This window comes from Frankia sp. ACN1ag, from assembly GCF_001414035.1.
GTDB classification, from domain to species: Bacteria; Actinomycetota; Actinomycetes; order Frankiales; family Frankiaceae; genus Frankia; species Frankia torreyi.
In genome coordinates, this window is the sequence record NZ_LJPA01000006.1 from 105,085 (window position 1) to 120,924 (window position 15,840).

The 15,840-nt window shown below is 76.3% G+C and carries 10 protein-coding genes and 2 pseudogenes; 8 read left to right on the top strand and 4 right to left on the bottom strand.

The annotated features are described in order from the left end of the window. Positions 1–82: 82 nt before the first annotated feature. Entirely contained in the window at positions 83–4,213 is a 4,131-nt protein-coding gene (locus tag UK82_RS41825) for a glycosyltransferase (RefSeq protein WP_304438036.1), read from the top strand. Next, positions 4,210–5,850 carry a DUF5719 family protein gene (locus UK82_RS07005; RefSeq protein ID WP_044884628.1) on the top strand — a complete coding sequence of 547 codons (1,641 nt, stop codon included), beginning with the start codon at positions 4,210–4,212 and terminating at the stop codon, positions 5,848–5,850. The genes UK82_RS41825 and UK82_RS07005 overlap by 4 nt, the downstream gene beginning before the upstream one ends. A 75-nt stretch (positions 5,851–5,925) precedes the next feature. Here the strand turns inward: UK82_RS07005 and UK82_RS07010 are convergent, their stop codons facing one another. Continuing rightward, a complete protein-coding gene (locus tag UK82_RS07010) occupies positions 5,926–7,281 on the bottom strand; it encodes a type I phosphomannose isomerase catalytic subunit (protein WP_055406662.1) in 1,356 nt (451 codons plus the stop codon). A 74-nt stretch (positions 7,282–7,355) separates the two neighbouring features. After that, on the bottom strand, positions 7,356–7,748 hold the full coding sequence (locus UK82_RS07015) for a metallopeptidase family protein (RefSeq protein WP_044884664.1): 393 nt from the start codon (positions 7,746–7,748) through the stop codon (positions 7,356–7,358). A gap of 290 nt (positions 7,749–8,038) precedes the next feature. Here UK82_RS07015 and UK82_RS41975 point away from each other — a divergent pair. The 6 genes and pseudogenes from UK82_RS41975 to UK82_RS33530 all read left to right on the top strand — a co-directional run. After that, positions 8,039–8,138: pseudogene (locus UK82_RS41975) on the top strand (DUF3499 domain-containing protein); the annotation flags it as partial. 1 nt (position 8,139) lies between these two features. Next, positions 8,140–8,509, top strand: a pseudogene (locus UK82_RS31060) (DUF3499 domain-containing protein); the annotation flags it as partial. A gap of 284 nt (positions 8,510–8,793) precedes the next feature. After that, positions 8,794–10,152, top strand: a complete 1,359-nt coding sequence (locus tag UK82_RS07020) for a phosphomannomutase/phosphoglucomutase (RefSeq protein ID WP_044884626.1) — start codon at positions 8,794–8,796, stop codon at positions 10,150–10,152. Beyond that, on the top strand, positions 10,152–10,355 hold the full coding sequence (locus tag UK82_RS07025; RefSeq protein WP_044884625.1) for a Trm112 family protein: 204 nt from the start codon (positions 10,152–10,154) through the stop codon (positions 10,353–10,355). Before UK82_RS07020 ends, UK82_RS07025 begins: the two co-directional genes overlap by 1 nt. A 17-nt stretch (positions 10,356–10,372) precedes the next feature. After that, positions 10,373–11,524 (top strand): SIS domain-containing protein, encoded by a 1,152-nt coding sequence (locus tag UK82_RS07030; RefSeq protein WP_044884624.1) that lies wholly within the window; start codon positions 10,373–10,375, stop codon positions 11,522–11,524. A gap of 99 nt (positions 11,525–11,623) precedes the next feature. Next, on the top strand, positions 11,624–11,764 hold the full coding sequence (locus tag UK82_RS33530) for a hypothetical protein (protein ID WP_157866942.1): 141 nt from the start codon (positions 11,624–11,626) through the stop codon (positions 11,762–11,764). Positions 11,765–11,850: 86 nt separating this feature from the next. On the opposite strand, the gene UK82_RS07035 is transcribed toward UK82_RS33530, so the two are convergent. Continuing rightward, positions 11,851–14,901 (bottom strand): transglycosylase domain-containing protein, encoded by a 3,051-nt coding sequence (locus tag UK82_RS07035; protein WP_055406663.1) that lies wholly within the window; start codon positions 14,899–14,901, stop codon positions 11,851–11,853. A 203-nt stretch (positions 14,902–15,104) separates the two neighbouring features. Further along, positions 15,105–15,605, bottom strand: coding sequence for a MerR family transcriptional regulator (locus tag UK82_RS07040; protein WP_063897443.1), 501 nt, complete (start codon positions 15,603–15,605; stop codon positions 15,105–15,107). Positions 15,606–15,840: the final 235 nt, after the last annotated feature.

A 15,840-nucleotide genomic window follows, 5' to 3' on the forward strand; every position in this document is an offset into this window, starting at 1 on the left:
GGTGGGTGGCGTCCGGCGGGGTGCAGGCGGCCCGGCCGCGCCGCGCGCCCTCGCGGCTCCGCCCGGACCGCGCCCGTCGACGGTGACGTCGCGGGTCGTGGTCGTCTGCGTGCACGGCCGGCGGCCGGGCACCGCGCAGGCCCTGCGGTCGGCGGTGTCCACGCAGGCGCCGCCGCCCGATCAGGCCCTCGACCTGCAGGTCGTCGAGGTCCGCATCGGCGGCGGTGCCGACGTCCCCCGCTCGGTCGCTCCTGCCGCCGCGGCCCCTTCGGCCGCGGCTGCCCCTCCGGTCGACGCCGCTCGCCCGGCCGACGCCGCTCGCCCGGTTGACGCCACCCCGTGGGCCGCCGTCCGTCTCCCCCGGCCGCGCGGCGCATCCCCGGCCGAGACGGACGCGGATCCCGCGCTCATCTCTGGTGACGGGACCGGCGCGCCGTCGACGGCCGGGGCAGCCGACCGACCGGAGCAACCCCGCCCCGGTCGGTCGACGGTGGTCCACCTGGCCGCCGGCACCCGCTTCGGAGTGGCGGTGGCTGCGGGCCTGGCCCGCCTCGGCGGGCCGCCGCGGGACGGCTACGTCTGGCTGCTCGACGACGGCGCCCTACCCGCCCCCGACGCCCTGCGCACCCTGCTGGCCTGCGCGCGCCTCGACCCCGGTGCCGCCGTGCTCGGTCCCAAACTCCGCGCCGGCCGCTCGGCGCCGTCGCCGACCGGGTCGCCATCGGCGCCGCTCCTGCTGGAGGCGGGAGTGAGCGTCGACCGCGCGGGCCGCCGGCACACCGGTGTGCGGCCGGGCGAGATCGACCGGGGCCAGCACGACGGGGTGCGCGACGTGCTCACCGTGGCCTGCTCCGGCATGCTCGTCCGGGCGGCCGCCTGGCGGCTGCTCGACGGCTTCGACCCCGAGCTCGACGGCGGTCACGACATCGACCTCGGCTGGCGGGCCGCCCGCGCCGGGCTGCGGGTCGTCGTCGTGCCCATGGCGACGATGACCGTCCCCGCCGAGGTCGTCGTCCCCGCCGAGGTCCCTGGCCCGGCTGCCATCGCGTCGGCCGGGCCCGGGAGTCGGTCGGGGCGGGGCCGGCGGGACAGGCAGGCCTGGGCGCCGGCGGACCGCGTCGGCGCGCTTCGGGTCCGCCTGGCGAACACGGCGCGACCGCTGCTGCCGGGGGCCGCCGCAGCCATCCTGGTCGGGGCACTCCCGCGGGCGCTGGGCCTGCTGGCGCGAGGGCGCCTTCGGGCGGCGGCCACCGAGATCGCCCTGCCCTTCGCCGTGCTGGGCCGGCCGCGCCTGCTGGCACGGATGCGCCGGCGCGCCGCGTGTACCCGCGCCGTGTCGCATCACGCCATCCGCACCCTGTTTCCCGCCCGGCTGCGCCGCCGGGCGGATGCCCGGTTGGCCCCGGGTGTCGGGGCCGGCGAGATCGGGGCCGGCGAGATCGGGGCCGGCGAGGTCGAGGTGCGCCGCAGCGGCCCGGCCGGGGGCGGCGTCCTGGCGGCTGCCCCATCCGGCCGGCGATCTACCCGGGCGGCGGTCCTGCTCACGGCCCTGCTCGGCGTCGTCGGTCTCGTCGCGATGCGCGGGATGCCGGCGGATGTGCTCGGCGCGGGCCTGCCGCTGCCTGCCGGGGCCCACGACCTGTGGACGGCGGTCTGGTCCGGTCGGGTCGGCACCGCCGGCGCCCCGCTCGACGGCGCGGGGCCGCCCCCGCCCTGGACCGCGCTGCTCGCCGCCGTCGCGAGCCTGCTCGGTGGCCGGCCCGGGGCGGCGGGCTGGCTCCTGCTCGCCGCCGGGCCGGCGCTTGCCGGGCTGACGGCTCACCGGGCGCTTGCCCGTCTCGGTCCCCGCCCGGCCGCCCGCTTCGGGCTCGCCGCGGCCTACGGGGCGAGCCCGGCGATGACCGGCGCGGTCGCCGCCGGCCGCGGCGACACCGTCGGCGCGCTGATCCTGCTGCCGGTCGTGCTTGCCGCCACCGACTCGGCGCTGCGCGGCCGGGCGGGTCCGGCCGGCGGGCGCCTGCGCGCCGTCTGGATGCTGGCCGTCTGCCTGGTCGGCTTCGTCGCCTGCGCCCCGTCGACGGCGCCGCTGGTATGGATCGCCCTGCCGACCGCGGCGCTGCTCACGGCCAGGCGGCGGCTGCTCGACGTCGCCGCCGGGCTCCCGGCGACGATCATCCCGTTGATCCCGACGCTGCACGCGGGGGGCGCGGGGATCCGTGCCGAGCCGGCGGCGGCGCTGGCCCGGTTCCCCCAGGCCTCCGTGGCGCTGGTGGCGGGTGCGGGGGAGCGCCCGAAGGCCGCTGTGGTCGGATTCCTGGTCGCTTGCCTGGCCTGCTGGCTGCTGGGCCGGTGGTCCGGCGGGGGCGGGGCGGGGCGGCCTGGCCGGGTCGGCTGGTCGCTGGCAGCGCTGGGCCTGCTCGCCGTGCTGCTCACCCCGCGCCTGGCCGGGGACGCCGACCAGCGAGTCGCCGGCGGCGAGGGCTGGTGGGTCGGCCCGCAGTACGGTCTCGTCCTCGCCGGCGCACTGATCGCGGCGGCGGGCGCGTGCCGCCCGGTCCGCGGCGCGCGGCGCGGCCGGAGAACTCCCAGGTCCGGAGCGGCACCGGGCACCGGCCGGCTGGCCCGGATCGTCGCACTCCCGGTGACGGCGCTGGTCCTCGCCGGGGCCGCCGCGCTCGCCGCCGGTCATCTCGTCGCCGGCCAGGGATGGCACGCCAGCCCGACCGCCTGGGGCCGGGACTCCGCCACTCCCGCGGACCAGGCCGATCCCCTGGACCAGGTCGGGGGCGTCGGTGACGCCGGGGGGGCGGTCGCGGGTGTCACCGGCGCCGCAGCCCCCTGGTCGGGCACCGGCGCGTCGGCGGTGGCGCGGGCGGTCCAGGCCGAGACCCGGACCGCGCCCGCCGGTTCCCGCCTTCTCGTCCTGTACCGGTCCGACCGGTCCGGCCTGATCCGGTACACCCTCGCCGCGGCCGGCGGGCCCCGCTTCCCGGCCGGTCAGGCCCGCCCGCCCCGGCGGGCCGCCGCCTTCCTCGGCGACGTCGTCGCCGATCTCGCGGTCGGCGGTGACCAGTCGGCCGGCTGGTTGCCGCTGCTCGGCGTCACCGCGATCGCCGTCCCCGCCGTGGCCGCGCCGGCGGACCTCGTCACCCGCCTCGACGCGACCCCGTCGCTGATGCGGGGCCGGGGCCGACCGGGAGTGCTGCTCTGGCGCCCCGTGGTCCCCGACCAGACGGGGCCGGCACGGGCGTCCCACCTGGCCGCTACCGCCGGCCCGCCGGCCTTCGTCATGGACTCGGACCTGCAGCCGGAGACTGCTCCTCGCGATCCCGCTCCCTCGGGCCCCTCCCGCCGGGACGGCGCGTCGTCCGAGCCCGCGTCGTCCGAGCCCGCGTCGTCCGAGCCCGCGTCGTCCGAGCCCGCGTCGTCCGAGCCCGCGTCGTCCGAGCCCGCGTCGTCCGAGCCCGCGTCGTCCGAGCCCGCGTCGTCCGAGCCCGCGTCGCCTGATCCCGCGCCCCCGGACGCGAGGACTGCTCGCGGTCCCGCCTCCGCCGGGGGCGCCACGTCGCCGGGGATGGCGATACCCCTGGCGATCGAATCCCCGGCGATCGAGCCCCTGCCCGCGGCGCCGACCAGTGCCCGCCGGCTGCCGTCCGACGGGCACGTCGCGGCCCTGCCCGGCGCCACCCGGTCCCCGCGACGGGACCTGGTCCTCGCGGTCCCGGCCGGGACCGGGTGGCGCGCGTGGCTGAACGGCCGGCCGCTGCGGCCGTTCGCCGCCTGGGGCTGGGCGGCCGGCTTCCGACTGCCCGCCGAGGGCGGCACGGTTCGGCTGCACCGCGACGACGGCCGCGGACCCGAGCTGGCGCTCGTGCAGGCCGCGGCGCTCGGCGCACTGCTGCTGCTGGGTATCCCGGTACTGCTGGGTATCCCGGTACGGCTGGGTATCCCGGCCGCACGCCGGCCGCGCCGCACCCCGGATGACACCGATGCGTCACCCACCGATGGCCCGTCCGGGCGTGAGATCGGCCCCCAGCGCGGACCCCGGGACGGGTCGGCCTGGGCCCGTTCCTCGGCCGCCGGAGCTGATCCCGGCGGCCCCGGCGGGCTCCCACCGCCAGCCGATGGCTCCTGCGGGCGTGATGTCGGACGTGCCGCCCGGGCCGGCAGCGGGTCGGCGGGCGGCTCGGGATCGGTGGGGGAGGCGCCGTGACGACCGCATCCGGACGGCCCGCGGCGACGAGGTCGCCGCTGCGCCGCCGCGCCGCCGCGCGGGTGCTCGTGTCGGTCGCCGTCGTCGGCCTCGGCGGAGCCTTCCTCGCCGACGAGGGCGCCAGTCCCGCGCCGGCCGAGAGCTGGCCCGTGTCGGCCGCGCTGCTGGCCTGCCCGGATCTGACGACGACGCCTTCGGGTGCCCGTGATCCCGTGCTGGCCGGCCCCCTCGACCTCGCCGTACGCACCGCGGGGACGGCCGGCGGCCGGGTACGGGTCGCCACTCGGGCCGCCGAGCTGCGCACCCGCTTCGGTGGCGCGGCGCTGACCCAGCCACCCTCCGCGGCGAGGGGCGGCCGCGGCTCGGTGCTCGTGTCCGCCCAGGGCGCTTCGGCGGCCGGGTTGTCCGCGATCGTCACGGGAGTCGGCGACGGCGCGGGCCCGGCGCGGGCGCGCTGCCTCCCGCCGCGGGTCCGGAGCTGGTTCGCCGGGCCGTCGACGACCGCCGGCCGCGACCCGATCGTGATCCTGTCGAATCTGGCCGACCAGCCCGCCCAGGTCGGCGTACGGGTGTTCACCGATGGCACGGCCAGCCCACCGCAGGACATCTCCGTGCCGCCCGGGCAGGCGGTGACCCGCCGGCTCGCCGCGCTTGCCCCGGAGGCCGCCGTGACGGCGCTCGACGTCGAGGTGCGTTCCGGCCGGGTGCTCGCCTGGATGGTGGACCGGTCGAGCCTCGGTGGCCCCTTCACCGCACCCCGGCTGGTGCCGGTGACCGCCCCGCCCGCCCGCCGGCTGCTGCTCGGCGGGGTGCTCGTCCCGGCGGGACCGCCGGGCCCGGCGGCGCGCCTGGTGCTTGCCGCGCCCGACAGGGAGGCCACCGTGTGCGTCAGCGTGCTGACCGCGGCCGGCCGGCACACCCCGGTCGGCCTGGAGGCGGTGCGGGTGCCGGCTACCGGCGCGATCACCCTGCCGGTGCCGTTGCCGCCGGGCGGGGCGTCGGCGGTCCTCGTCGAGTCGACCGCCGGCGCGGCCGCGGTGGTTGCCGAGCTGGGCGTGGCCTCGGGTTGGCCGGGGGTGTCGACCTGGGCCGGCGCCGTCCGGCTCGGCGCCTCGTCGGGACGCCGCGGCCTGGACGCGTTCGGCCAGGGCGTCGGGCTGTCCGACCCGACCGGACCCACCGCCGGCGCCGGCACCGCGCCCGACGCGGCGGTCGACGTGCCAGCGCCGCCGGTGGGAGCCGCCGGAGCCGTCGTGCTCGCCGCGCCGGCGGGGCCCGTGACGGCCTGGCTCGACGGTGATCCCGTGCGGCTGGGGGCCGGCACGGTGGCCCTGGTCCGCGGACCGTCGGGCCCGGCCGGGGGGCGCCTCGTCGCGATCGGCGGCCCGCTGGTCGCGACGGCGGTCGTCGGCGCCGCGCAGGCGCCGGACCCGTCCGGGCTGGGTACCGCGCAGCCGCCTGTCCCGCCCGCGGTGCCGCCGTGGGACACGCCCCCCACCGGTCCCCCCGTCGCCAGGCCGGCCGCGTCCCCGCTGGTGCTGCCGAAGATCCTGTCCGCGGTCGTCCCGCTGGGGGGCGCGCCACGCCTGCTCGATGCCCTGCCGGCGGTGGCGGATCCCGCGGTGCCGTACCGCTGAGCGGGGTCCGCCACCGGTGGGCCGGACCTCGGCGGGCGAAAGCCGCCGATCAGCCCCGATCCGCCAGGTGTCCGGTCAGGCGGGGTGGGCGCCCGGCGCGGCGAGGAAGACCCGGCCGGTGCCGGTCAGGGTGACCGCCGCTCGGCCCGCCACCAGCACCGATCCGCCGCGGCGCAGCTCCAGCGGGGCGAGGGCGGTCCCGTCGTCGGCCGAAGCGGTGACCTCGACCCGGCCCTCGACCGCGAGCAGCACCGTCGGGCGCCCCACCGGCACGCTGCCGCCGGTGCAGACGGCCTCGGTGAGGGCGAAGTCGGCGACGGGGACGTCCCAGCCGCGCAGCAGCCCGCCAGGAGAATCCGCGACGGTGCGGGGATTGTGGATCGGCGCGTCGCTCGGAGTGGGATCGAAGATCCGCAGCAGCTCGTCGACGTCGATGTGCTTGGGGGTCAGGCCGCCGCGCAGCACGTTGTCGGAGGTGGCCATGATCTCGATGCCGAGCCCGGCGACGTAGGCGTGCAGCATCCGGGCCGGCTGGAACAGGCCCTCCCCGGGGCGCAGCGTCACGTCGTTGAGCAGCAGCGCCGCCGCGATGCCCACGTCGCCCGGGTGCGCCGCCGCGAGCCGCCCGATGAGGTCCGCGGCCCGCGCGACGTCGTCGCCGCCGCCGTCCACCGGGTCCCGGGAAGCCGGTCCGCCGTCGCGGTCGCCGAGGGCAGCCTCGTCACCGGCCGGGCCTCGGCCGCGCGCGCGGCGTAGCCGGTCGGCCGCCGCGACGAGAGCGCCGATCAGCTCCCCGGCGGGGCCGGCGGGCATGGTCAGCAGGGTCCGCAGCACCGTGGCCGCCCCGGCGGCCGGATCGTCGGCCAGGGGGCGGAAGGCGGCCAGGAGGGCCGGTGCCCCCAGCCCCTGCGCGACCGTGAGGGTGCGCGCCGGGTCACGGACGCCCGCGAGCGCCCGGAACGGGGAGAGGGCGACGATGAGCTCGGGCTTGTGGTTGCGGTCGCGGTAGCGCCGGCGGGAATCGTCGACGGCGAGGCCGGCGGCGTCGTCCGCGTCGAAGCCGGCGGCGGCCTGGGCCAGGTCGGGATGCACCTGCAACGACAGCGCCTTGTCCGCCGCCAGAACCTTGAGCAGGAACGGCAGCGGGCCGACGAGGTCGGCGGCCGGGCGGCGGGCGCCGTCCGCCTCGACGAGCGCCGGCGCCACGGGATGGGTCCCGAGCCACAGCTCCGCGACCGGACCGCCGGCGGCGGGGGTGCCGAGCAGCTCGGGGATGGCGGTCGCCGACCCCCATGCATAGGGCTGCTCGGCCCCGTGCAGCGCGAGCAGGCGGGGGAACCCCGCCGGCACCTGTGGGCCCGCGCCGGAGAATTTGCCGGCGGGCGGGGACGGGGCACCGGCAGGCGGCGTGGGCGCGGAATTGCTGGTCACGGTCTCCTCGGACGGGCGTGCTCCGTGGGGGCGGGGGTTGGCCGCCGCCCCGGTGCGGGCGGTGGACGGTCGGGCTACTCCTCCTCGCCCCAGCCGTGGCCTTCCGGGTCGATCACGGCTGGATCGACGCCCATCATCTCGGCCACCTCGTGGATGATCGCGTCCAGCACGAGTTCGGCCAGGTCCTCGCTGTCCACTGCCCTGGCCTCTATGGGCCGGCGATATACCACGATGCGGCGGGGGGTGCCCGAGCGGCCCTTTCCGGTGGCCGGCTGGAATCGGGCGAGCGGGATCTCCTCGTCGGTCACCGCCACCGGCGGCACGTCCTCGACGGCGAACTCGACGTCGGACAGCTCCGCCGACCACCGGTGGTCGAGATGCTCGACGGCGTCCAGCACGAAGTCGTCGAAGCGATCCCCGCGGGTGGCGTAGGCCGGCACGTCGGGCGGCAACAGCGCCCCGCGGATGCCCCGGCCCCGCCGGTCACGGCGCCGACGGGGGGGAATCGGCCGGGCCGCCGCCGGGAACCGCTCGAGCTCGGTCACCCTGTGAGCGTAGCGTTCGTGGCAGGGGCCCGTGTCGGTCCCGGCGGCCGTCGTGATCCGGTCGCTGCGCCAACCCCGCCATCCGGCGACTGACCCCGAATCCCCCTCCCAGCCCGAGGAGGTTCCACGATCTTGATGATCTCGATGCCGTGCCGGATGCTCTTGCCGCGCGCGAGTTCGGACGCGCGGTGCAACGATATGGTCGACAACGCGTGACGATTCAGCCTCGCGCCACGCGACACGACGATAGGTGGTGGCCGTCGCCCGTTCCGGGGGCTACCGTCCGGAACGTGAAGCCTCGGCGCTGCTCCCNCTCGGCCTGTTCCGCAGCCGCGGTCGCCACGCTCACGTATGCCTACGCCGAGTCGACAGCCGTACTGGGCCCGCTGTCCCCGTACGTCGAGCCGCACTCGTACGACCTGTGCGGCCCGCACGCCGACCGGCTCACCGTGCCGCTCGGCTGGGCGGTCGTCCGGCTCGAGGCCGAAGCGTCACGTGAGGGTGGCCGTGAGGTGGCCGGGGATGACCTGGAGGCGCTGGCGGACGCCGTGCGCGAGGCCTCCCGGCGCGGCCCCGAGGCCCCCCGGCGTGGTCCCGAGCCGCCCCAGGGTCCCCAGGGTGGGCCTCAGGCGCCTCCAGGGGGTCGCCGCGGTCACCTGCGGGCGGTGCCCAGCCCTTCCTGAGGTGACCCGGCGCCGGTGACCTCCGACGACCGGGGACCGGGAGGTAGCGGCGGGCCTGGCCGCCCGCCGCTCCCGTAACCGACCGGGGCCGCGCGGCTGTCGGGGGCCGGCCGCGGAGGTGCGTGGTCGGCGGCGTGTGGCACGCGTGGGCTTCCCCGGACGCGGTCCCGGGTCTGTCGGACCCGGCGGATATGGTCAACCGAGTGCGGCCGCAGTGGCGCCGTGCAGGCCCGGGGGACCATTCACCCGGTGCGGGGGACACCAGGGAGAAGGGTGGGGACCGGATGCGCGACCTGTCGCGGATCTTCAAGGCGTACGACGTCCGGGGTGTCGTGCCGGCAGAGTTCGACGCCGAGATCGCCCGGCTGACCGGCGCCGCGTTCGTCCGGTTGCTCGACGCGGAGCGGATCGTCACCGCCCACGACATGCGGGAGTCGTCCATCCCGCTCGCCGCAGCCTTCGCCGAGGGCGCGGCCGGCCAGGGCGCCGATGTGGTCCTCGCCGGCCTCGGCTCGACGGACCTGCTCTACTTCGCCGCGGGCTCGCTCGACATCCCCGGCGCGATGTTCACCGCCTCCCACAACCCGGCGAAGTACAACGGCATCAAGCTGTGCCGGGCGGGCGCGGCGCCGATCGGCCAGGAGACCGGGCTCGCCGAGATCCGGGCGATGGTCGAGCGGGGCGTGCCCGCCGGCCCCGGTCGCGTCGGTACGGTCACCACGAGTGATCTCCTCGCCGACTACGTGCGCCACCTGCACACGCTGGTCGACCTGTCCGACATCCGGCCGCTCACCGTCGCGGTCGACGCCGGCAACGGCATGGGCGGGCTGACCGTCCCGGCGACCTTCGCCGGCCTGCCACTGACGGTGGTCCCGCTCTACTTCGAGCTGGACGGCTCCTTCCCCAACCACGAGGCCAACCCGATCGAGCCGGCGAACCTGCGCGACCTGCAGGCCGCGGTCCGCGCCTCCGGGGCCGACCTCGGGCTTGCCTTCGACGGCGACGCCGACCGCTGCTTCGTCGTCGACGAGCGCGGAGAGATCGTTTCTCCGTCGGTCATCACGGCGCTGGTGGCGGACCGTGAGCTTGCCCGCGAGCCGGGTGGGACGATCATCCACAACGTCATCGTCAGCAAGGGGGTGCCCGAGCTCGTCACCGAGCGTGGCGGCATCCCGGTCCGCACCCGCGTCGGCCACTCGTTTATCAAGGCCGAGATGGCCCGAACGGGCGCGATCTTCGGCGGCGAGCACTCCGGCCACTTCTACTTCCGGGACTTCTGGCGGGCGGACTCCGGCATGCTCGCCGCGCTGCACGTGCTCGCCGCGCTGGGCGGCCAACCGCGGCCGCTGTCCGAGCTGCTCGCCGGCTACGTCCGCTACAGCGCCTCCGGCGAGATCAACTCGGAGGTGGCGGATGTCGTCGCCGCGACGCAGGCGGTCGAGAAGGCCTACGCCCCGCACGCCACCGACATCGATCATCTCGACGGTCTGACCGTCTCGTTCGCGGACGGATCCTGGTTCAACCTGCGCCCGTCCAACACCGAGCCGCTGCTGCGGCTCAACGTCGAGGGCCCCGATGAGGCCACGATGCGCCGGCTGCGCGACGAGGTCCTCGCGCGCGTCCGGGGCGGAAGGGAATCCTGATGAGTCTCGACCCGCTGCTGCTGGAGATCCTCGCCTGCCCGTGCAGCAAGCACGGGGAGCTGCGGCCCGATGAGCTGGACGGCGCGCCTGTGCTGGTCTGCCTCGCCTGCGACCTGGCCTTTCCGGTCCGCGATGACATTCCCGTGATGCTGCTCGACGAGGCCGTGCCGTTCTCCGGCCGGGCCGCGTCGGCATCGAGCTGACCCCCCGCGGCGTCGGCGTGTACCTCGACGAGGCAATCCTCGACGACACGGCCAGGATCGACTCCGGCAACGCCGCGGCCCTCCTGCCGCACGTCGCCTCGGCGGCCCTGCAGGTGCGCCAGAGCGTCATCCTCGCCGAGGAGGCGGGGGTGGCGCGGCTGGGCGCCGACGGGCGGCCGCGCGCGGTCCTCGTCGCCGGGGTCGGCGGCTCCTCGCTGGCCGCCGGCGTCCTGGCCGCCGTCGCCGGGCCGGCGAGCCCCGTCCCGGTCATCGGCCACCATGCCCACGGCCTACCGGGTTGGGTCGGCGTGTCCGACGTCGTCCTCGCCGTGTCGGCCTCCGGCACCTCGGCGGAGACGTGCTCCGTGGTGGAGGAGGCCGACCGGCGCGGTGCGCGGATCGGCGTCGTCGCGCCGCCGGACACTCCGCTGGCCCACCTCGCCGCCCTCGCCGGGGCGCCGTTCGTCCCGCTCGTCGGGCAGCGGCCGGCCCGGGCCATGCTCTGGTCGCTGGCGGTGCCGCTGCTCGTCGCCGTTCGGGAGCTGGGCATCGTCCGGCTCGGCGCCGACGCCGTCGAGGCGGCCGCCGCCCGGCTGGAGGAGGTGGCGACCCGCTGCCGGTCGTCGAGCGAGTCCTTCGTCAACCCGGCGAAGACCCTGGCTCTGGAGCTGGCCGGCTCCCTGCCGCTCGTCTGGGGCACCTCGGCGGTGACCTCGGTCGCGGCCGAGCATGCCGCCGCCCAGCTCGCGACGAGCGCGAAGTACCCGGCGATCGTCGGGGCCCTGCCGCATCCCGGTCACCATCAGGTGGCGTTGTTCGACGGTCCGTTCGGGGCCGGTCTGACCGCCGGCGGGACGGGCGCCCGCGACGACCTGGAGGACTTCTTCCGCGACCGGATCGAGGACGAGGAGGAGTCGATCCGGCTGCGACTGATCCTGCTGCGCGACCCCGGTGCGGAACGGTCCGAGGTCGGCCGCCAGGCGGAGGCCGCCATCGCCGTCGCCGCCGAGCGCGGGGTCGGCGTCACCGAGCTGCGGGCCGAGGGGGCCGGCCCGCTGGAGCGGCTCGCCTCCCTGATCGGCCTGTTCGACTTCACCGCCGTGTATGCGGCGCTGGCGCTCGGGATCGACCCGACCCAGGCGCCCACCGTCCGCGATCTGGGGCGGTAGTCCCGCCAGGTCGGCGGAGAATGACCGTTTCGTACCCATTGATCCGTCCTGTGTAGACGGACTATCCGGCCCAATGTCACGGGCCCGATGCTCGGATCGGTGACCGGCGCGCCGGCCGAGCGTCGCCAGCCACGACCCGCTGCTCTGCGCAGCGTCAGCCACGAGCTGCGGGCGCCGGTCAACTCGGTGCTCGGCCTCGCGCGCCTGCTGCTCGACGTGGAGGCCACCGGCCCCCGCTGAGCCGTCCGGCTTACCTGCCTTCTCGTACCGCGACGTGCGCCGCCAGGACATTCCCGTACCTCACCGATCACAAGTGGATACGCGCTCTAACGGCCGCCCCGGTTCTGGCCGTTCTGGCCGCCGCCGTTCTGGGGCCCCCCGTTCTGGGCCCCGCCGTCTGGCTGGCCGCCGCCGTTGTCCTGGCCGTTCGGGACCGCCTGCTGGGTGCCGTTCTGGCCGCCGAGCGGGGCGCTGCGGGCCTGCGGCTGGCCGAACACGCCGGGCAGGACCTGCTGGCCGAGGTTCTGGAGCATGTCGCCGAGGCCCTGGCCCGGCGTCGGCGCGGGCGGGGGCGGCGGGGTGTTCTGCAGGCCGCCCTTGGTGCCGTGGGCCACCGTCGGGTCGGCGCCCGGCAGCGCGACCACCGGCTGGTTGGCCAGCGCCGCCCGCATCGACTTGCCCCAGATGATCGCCGGCAGGTCACCGCCGAAGACCCGCGACCAGGTCCGGCCGTCCGCGACGACGTTGCGCAGCGGGTGGGACTCGGCGCCGGTGGGGTCGCCGACGGACACCGCCGCGGTCATCTGCGGGGTGAAGCCGACGTACCAGGCGGCGGAGAACTCGTCGGTGGTGCCGGTCTTGCCGGCCGACGGGCGGCCGATCGCGGCGTTGGTCCCGGTGCCGTTGATCGGAACGCCGGCCAGCACGCTGGTCACCGTGTCGGCGACTCCCTTCGCCAGCACCTGCTCGCACTGCGGCGGGCGGGCGACGTCGATCGGGTCCTTGCTGGAGTCCACGGCCCCGGTGGCGAATCGCGGAGCGCAGCGCAGGCCGCCGCCGGCGATCGTCGCGTAGGCATCGGCCATCTGCAGCGGCGAGACGTACATGTACTGGCCGCCGCCGATGGCGGTCGCCCCGTCCGTCGGCCCGATCTTGTCGGCCTTCGGCGGGACGACGCCGAGCCGCTTGGCCATCTCCATCACCGCCGGGATGCCGGTCTTCTCCGCGAGCTGCACGTAGAAGGTGTTCACCGAGTCCCAGGTGCCGCGCGGGATGTCGTAGATGCCCGCCTCGGCCGGGTCGGAGTTCGAGAAGCCCTTGGCGCAGTCGCCCTCACCGCGGTCGAGCGGGAACTTCGGGCTGACGTAGCAGGCCGGCGAGTAGAAGGCGGTCGACGTGCCGTAGCCCTGCTCCATGGCGGCGGCGAGCACGAACGTCTTGAACGTCGACCCGGGCTGGAACGTCGCGTTCGTGGGCAGCGGCACCACGGTCTGGTTCAGTCCGGCGTTCGACCCGTACACCCGGTTGACCGCCATCGCGAGGATGTTGCCGGTGCCCGGTTGGATGACCACCTCGGTCGCCGACACCCGGTTGTCCGGGGCGATCGTCGAGTTCACCGCGTCCTGCGCCGCCTGCTGGACCAGCGGGTCCAGGGTGGTGCGGATCACCAGGCCGCCCTCGTAGATGCGCCGGTTGCGTTCCTCCACGGTGGTGCCGAGAGCCGGGCTGGCCCGCAACTGCGAGCGGACGTAGTCGCAGAAGAACGGCGCGGTCGACGTCTCGCAGGAGTCCGCGGCCGGCGGCGGGGCCGGCACCACGTTCAGGGGCATCTGCTTCGCCGCATCCGCCTGCGTCGGCGAGACGTAGTTGTTCTCCGCCATCTTGTCGAGCACGGTGTTGCGCCGGACCAGCGCCGCCTGCGGGTGCGCGGCCGGGTTGTACCGCGACGGGCTCTGCACCAGCCCGGCGAGCAGGGCCGCCTGCTCGAGGGTGACCTGGGAGATGGGTACCCCGAAGTAGTGCTCGGCGGCCGTGCCGACGCCGTACGCACCGTCGCCGAAGTAGGCGATGTTCAGGTAGCGCTCCAGGATCTCGTCCTTGGAGAAGCGCTTCTCGATGTCGAGGGCATAGCGGAGCTCCTGGATCTTGCGGTCCAGTGAGTCGCCGGCGGCCACCTCACGCTCCTGGGTCGTGCGGGCGTTCTGCAGCAGCACGTTCTTGACGTACTGCTGGGTCAGCGTCGACCCGCCCTGGGCGACCCCGCCGGCCTCGCTGTTGCGCAGCGCCGCCCGCAGGACGCCCTGTGGGTCGACCCCGCCATGCTCGTAGAAGCGGGCGTCCTCGATGGAGACGATCGCCTCCCGCATGATCTTCGGGATGTCGCTGCCCGGGACGACGATGCGGTTCTCGGCGCCCCGCAGCGTCGCGATCACCGAGCCGTCGGAGGCGAGAATCGTCGAGCTCTGCGGCAGCGGGGGGGTGACGAGCTCGCTCGGCAGCCCGAGGAAGTGGTCCGCGCTGCCCTTGGCGAACAGGCCCACCGCCCCCACGAACGGCAGCGACAGCAGGGCGACGACCACCCCGAGCGCGCTCGCCGTCAGCGCCATCTTCTTCAGCACGCGGCGCCGGTCGACCGGCGGCCGCGGCAGGGTGCGGGCGCCCGGCCCGCCGCCCTGCGCGGCTCCGGCCGGCGCCTGGGAGTCGAGGGTGTCCGGACCGCTCGCGGGCCCGTCCTGGCCGCGGATGGCGGTGCCGGTCGATGCCACCGAGGCCGTGCCGGTTGCCGGGCTGACAGTCGTCGCGGCCGCGGTGGCGGCCGCGGTCGTACCGGTTTCGGCCGGCTCCGAACGCGCCGCCGTGCGGCCACGGATCTTCGCGCGGACTCCGGCCTCAGCGGCCGGCCCTGCCTTACCTGCCGGCCCTGTCTTACCTGCCGGCCCTGCCTTACCCGCTGGTCTCGCCTTACCTGCCGGTCCCGCCTTACCTGCTGGTCTCGGCTTACCTGCCGGTCCCGCCCCAGGCGTCGCTGCTTCCGCCGTGGGCGCCGCCGATCCCGGCGTCGCCGGTCCGTCCTTGGACGTCACCGGTCCCGACTTCGGTGCCGCCGGTCGTGGCGGTGCCGCCGGTCGTGGTGGTGCCGCCGGTCGTGGCGGGGTGGCCGATCTCGGCGGGGTGGCGGCGCGTTCGGCCGCGACCCCGCGGGGCGTGCCGTCGGCGCGGGGCGGCACCCCGGCGGATCCCCCTCGCGACGAACCACCCGCCGGTGCGGGCGGGCTGGGCCGGGATGGAGTGCTCGACTCCCGTCCGCCAGACGTCGACGTCACCCCCTCGGTGGGCCGGCGGAACCGCCGGGATCTTCGTGGGACCTCAACCAGCATGCGTGACCCGGCGCTTGGTCGCTCATCGGCACCCGGGTGCTCGCGGGCTGACCGAACAGTTCGGGCGAAGCGAACCTGGCTGCGGACGGGCGCCGATTCACGGCAGTTGGCATGGACGGTCCGATACCGCTGGTAACGGTAGACGAGCGTTTCCCGCGCGGGCGACCCGGCGGGCCAGGTGTGTGCGGTACGCCTCGGATTGTTTAGCGACCGTTAAGGGAGTGGGGTTCCGATGGTCCGGATCCGGGGGGCCCGGCCGGGCCCGGCATGCGCAGCAGCCGGCGGCCCTTCTGTGCCTCGAAGTCGAGGGCGGCGACCGGCGGGGACGGCGGGATGCGCCGGGTGAGCTGCCCGAGTCGGCGGACGTCGGCGGCGACCTCCGCCTCGGCCAGCACCCGCACGGCGAAGGCCAGGTCGCTGGGGCTCACGTGGTAGCGCCGCTCCAGTTCGTCGGCGTAGGCGGCGGCGAGCAGCTCGCGCTCGCCGTACTCGCGGTGACCGCCGGGGGAGCGGGCGGGCACGAGCAGGCCCAGCGACTCGCGGTAGCGCAGCATGCGCGGCGTGGTGTCCAGCACCGCCGCCGCCCGCGCGATGGGGAGCCGCTGCTCGGGCCGGAGCTGGACCCGCTGACGTAGTCGCTCCAGCACGTGCCGCACGAACGAGTCCTCCCGGCGGGGTGGGGCGGCACCCTCCCGGCCTCTCACGTCGTTCCGATCATGCGACGAAGAGTACGGGCGAGGCGCCGCTTGTGGCCCCGATTCTAACAACAGGCTGTCAGGTTCTTTGACATCGTCTCGGCGGGCTCGTCATCGTTCGAGTTGTCGACGCGGCGTCCGTGAATCCAGTCGCCGCCACGGCATCCCCAGCCACGGCATCCCCAGTCACGGCGTCGCCAGCCACGGCATTCCGGCTTCGGCGTCTCATCCCACGACAGGAGCA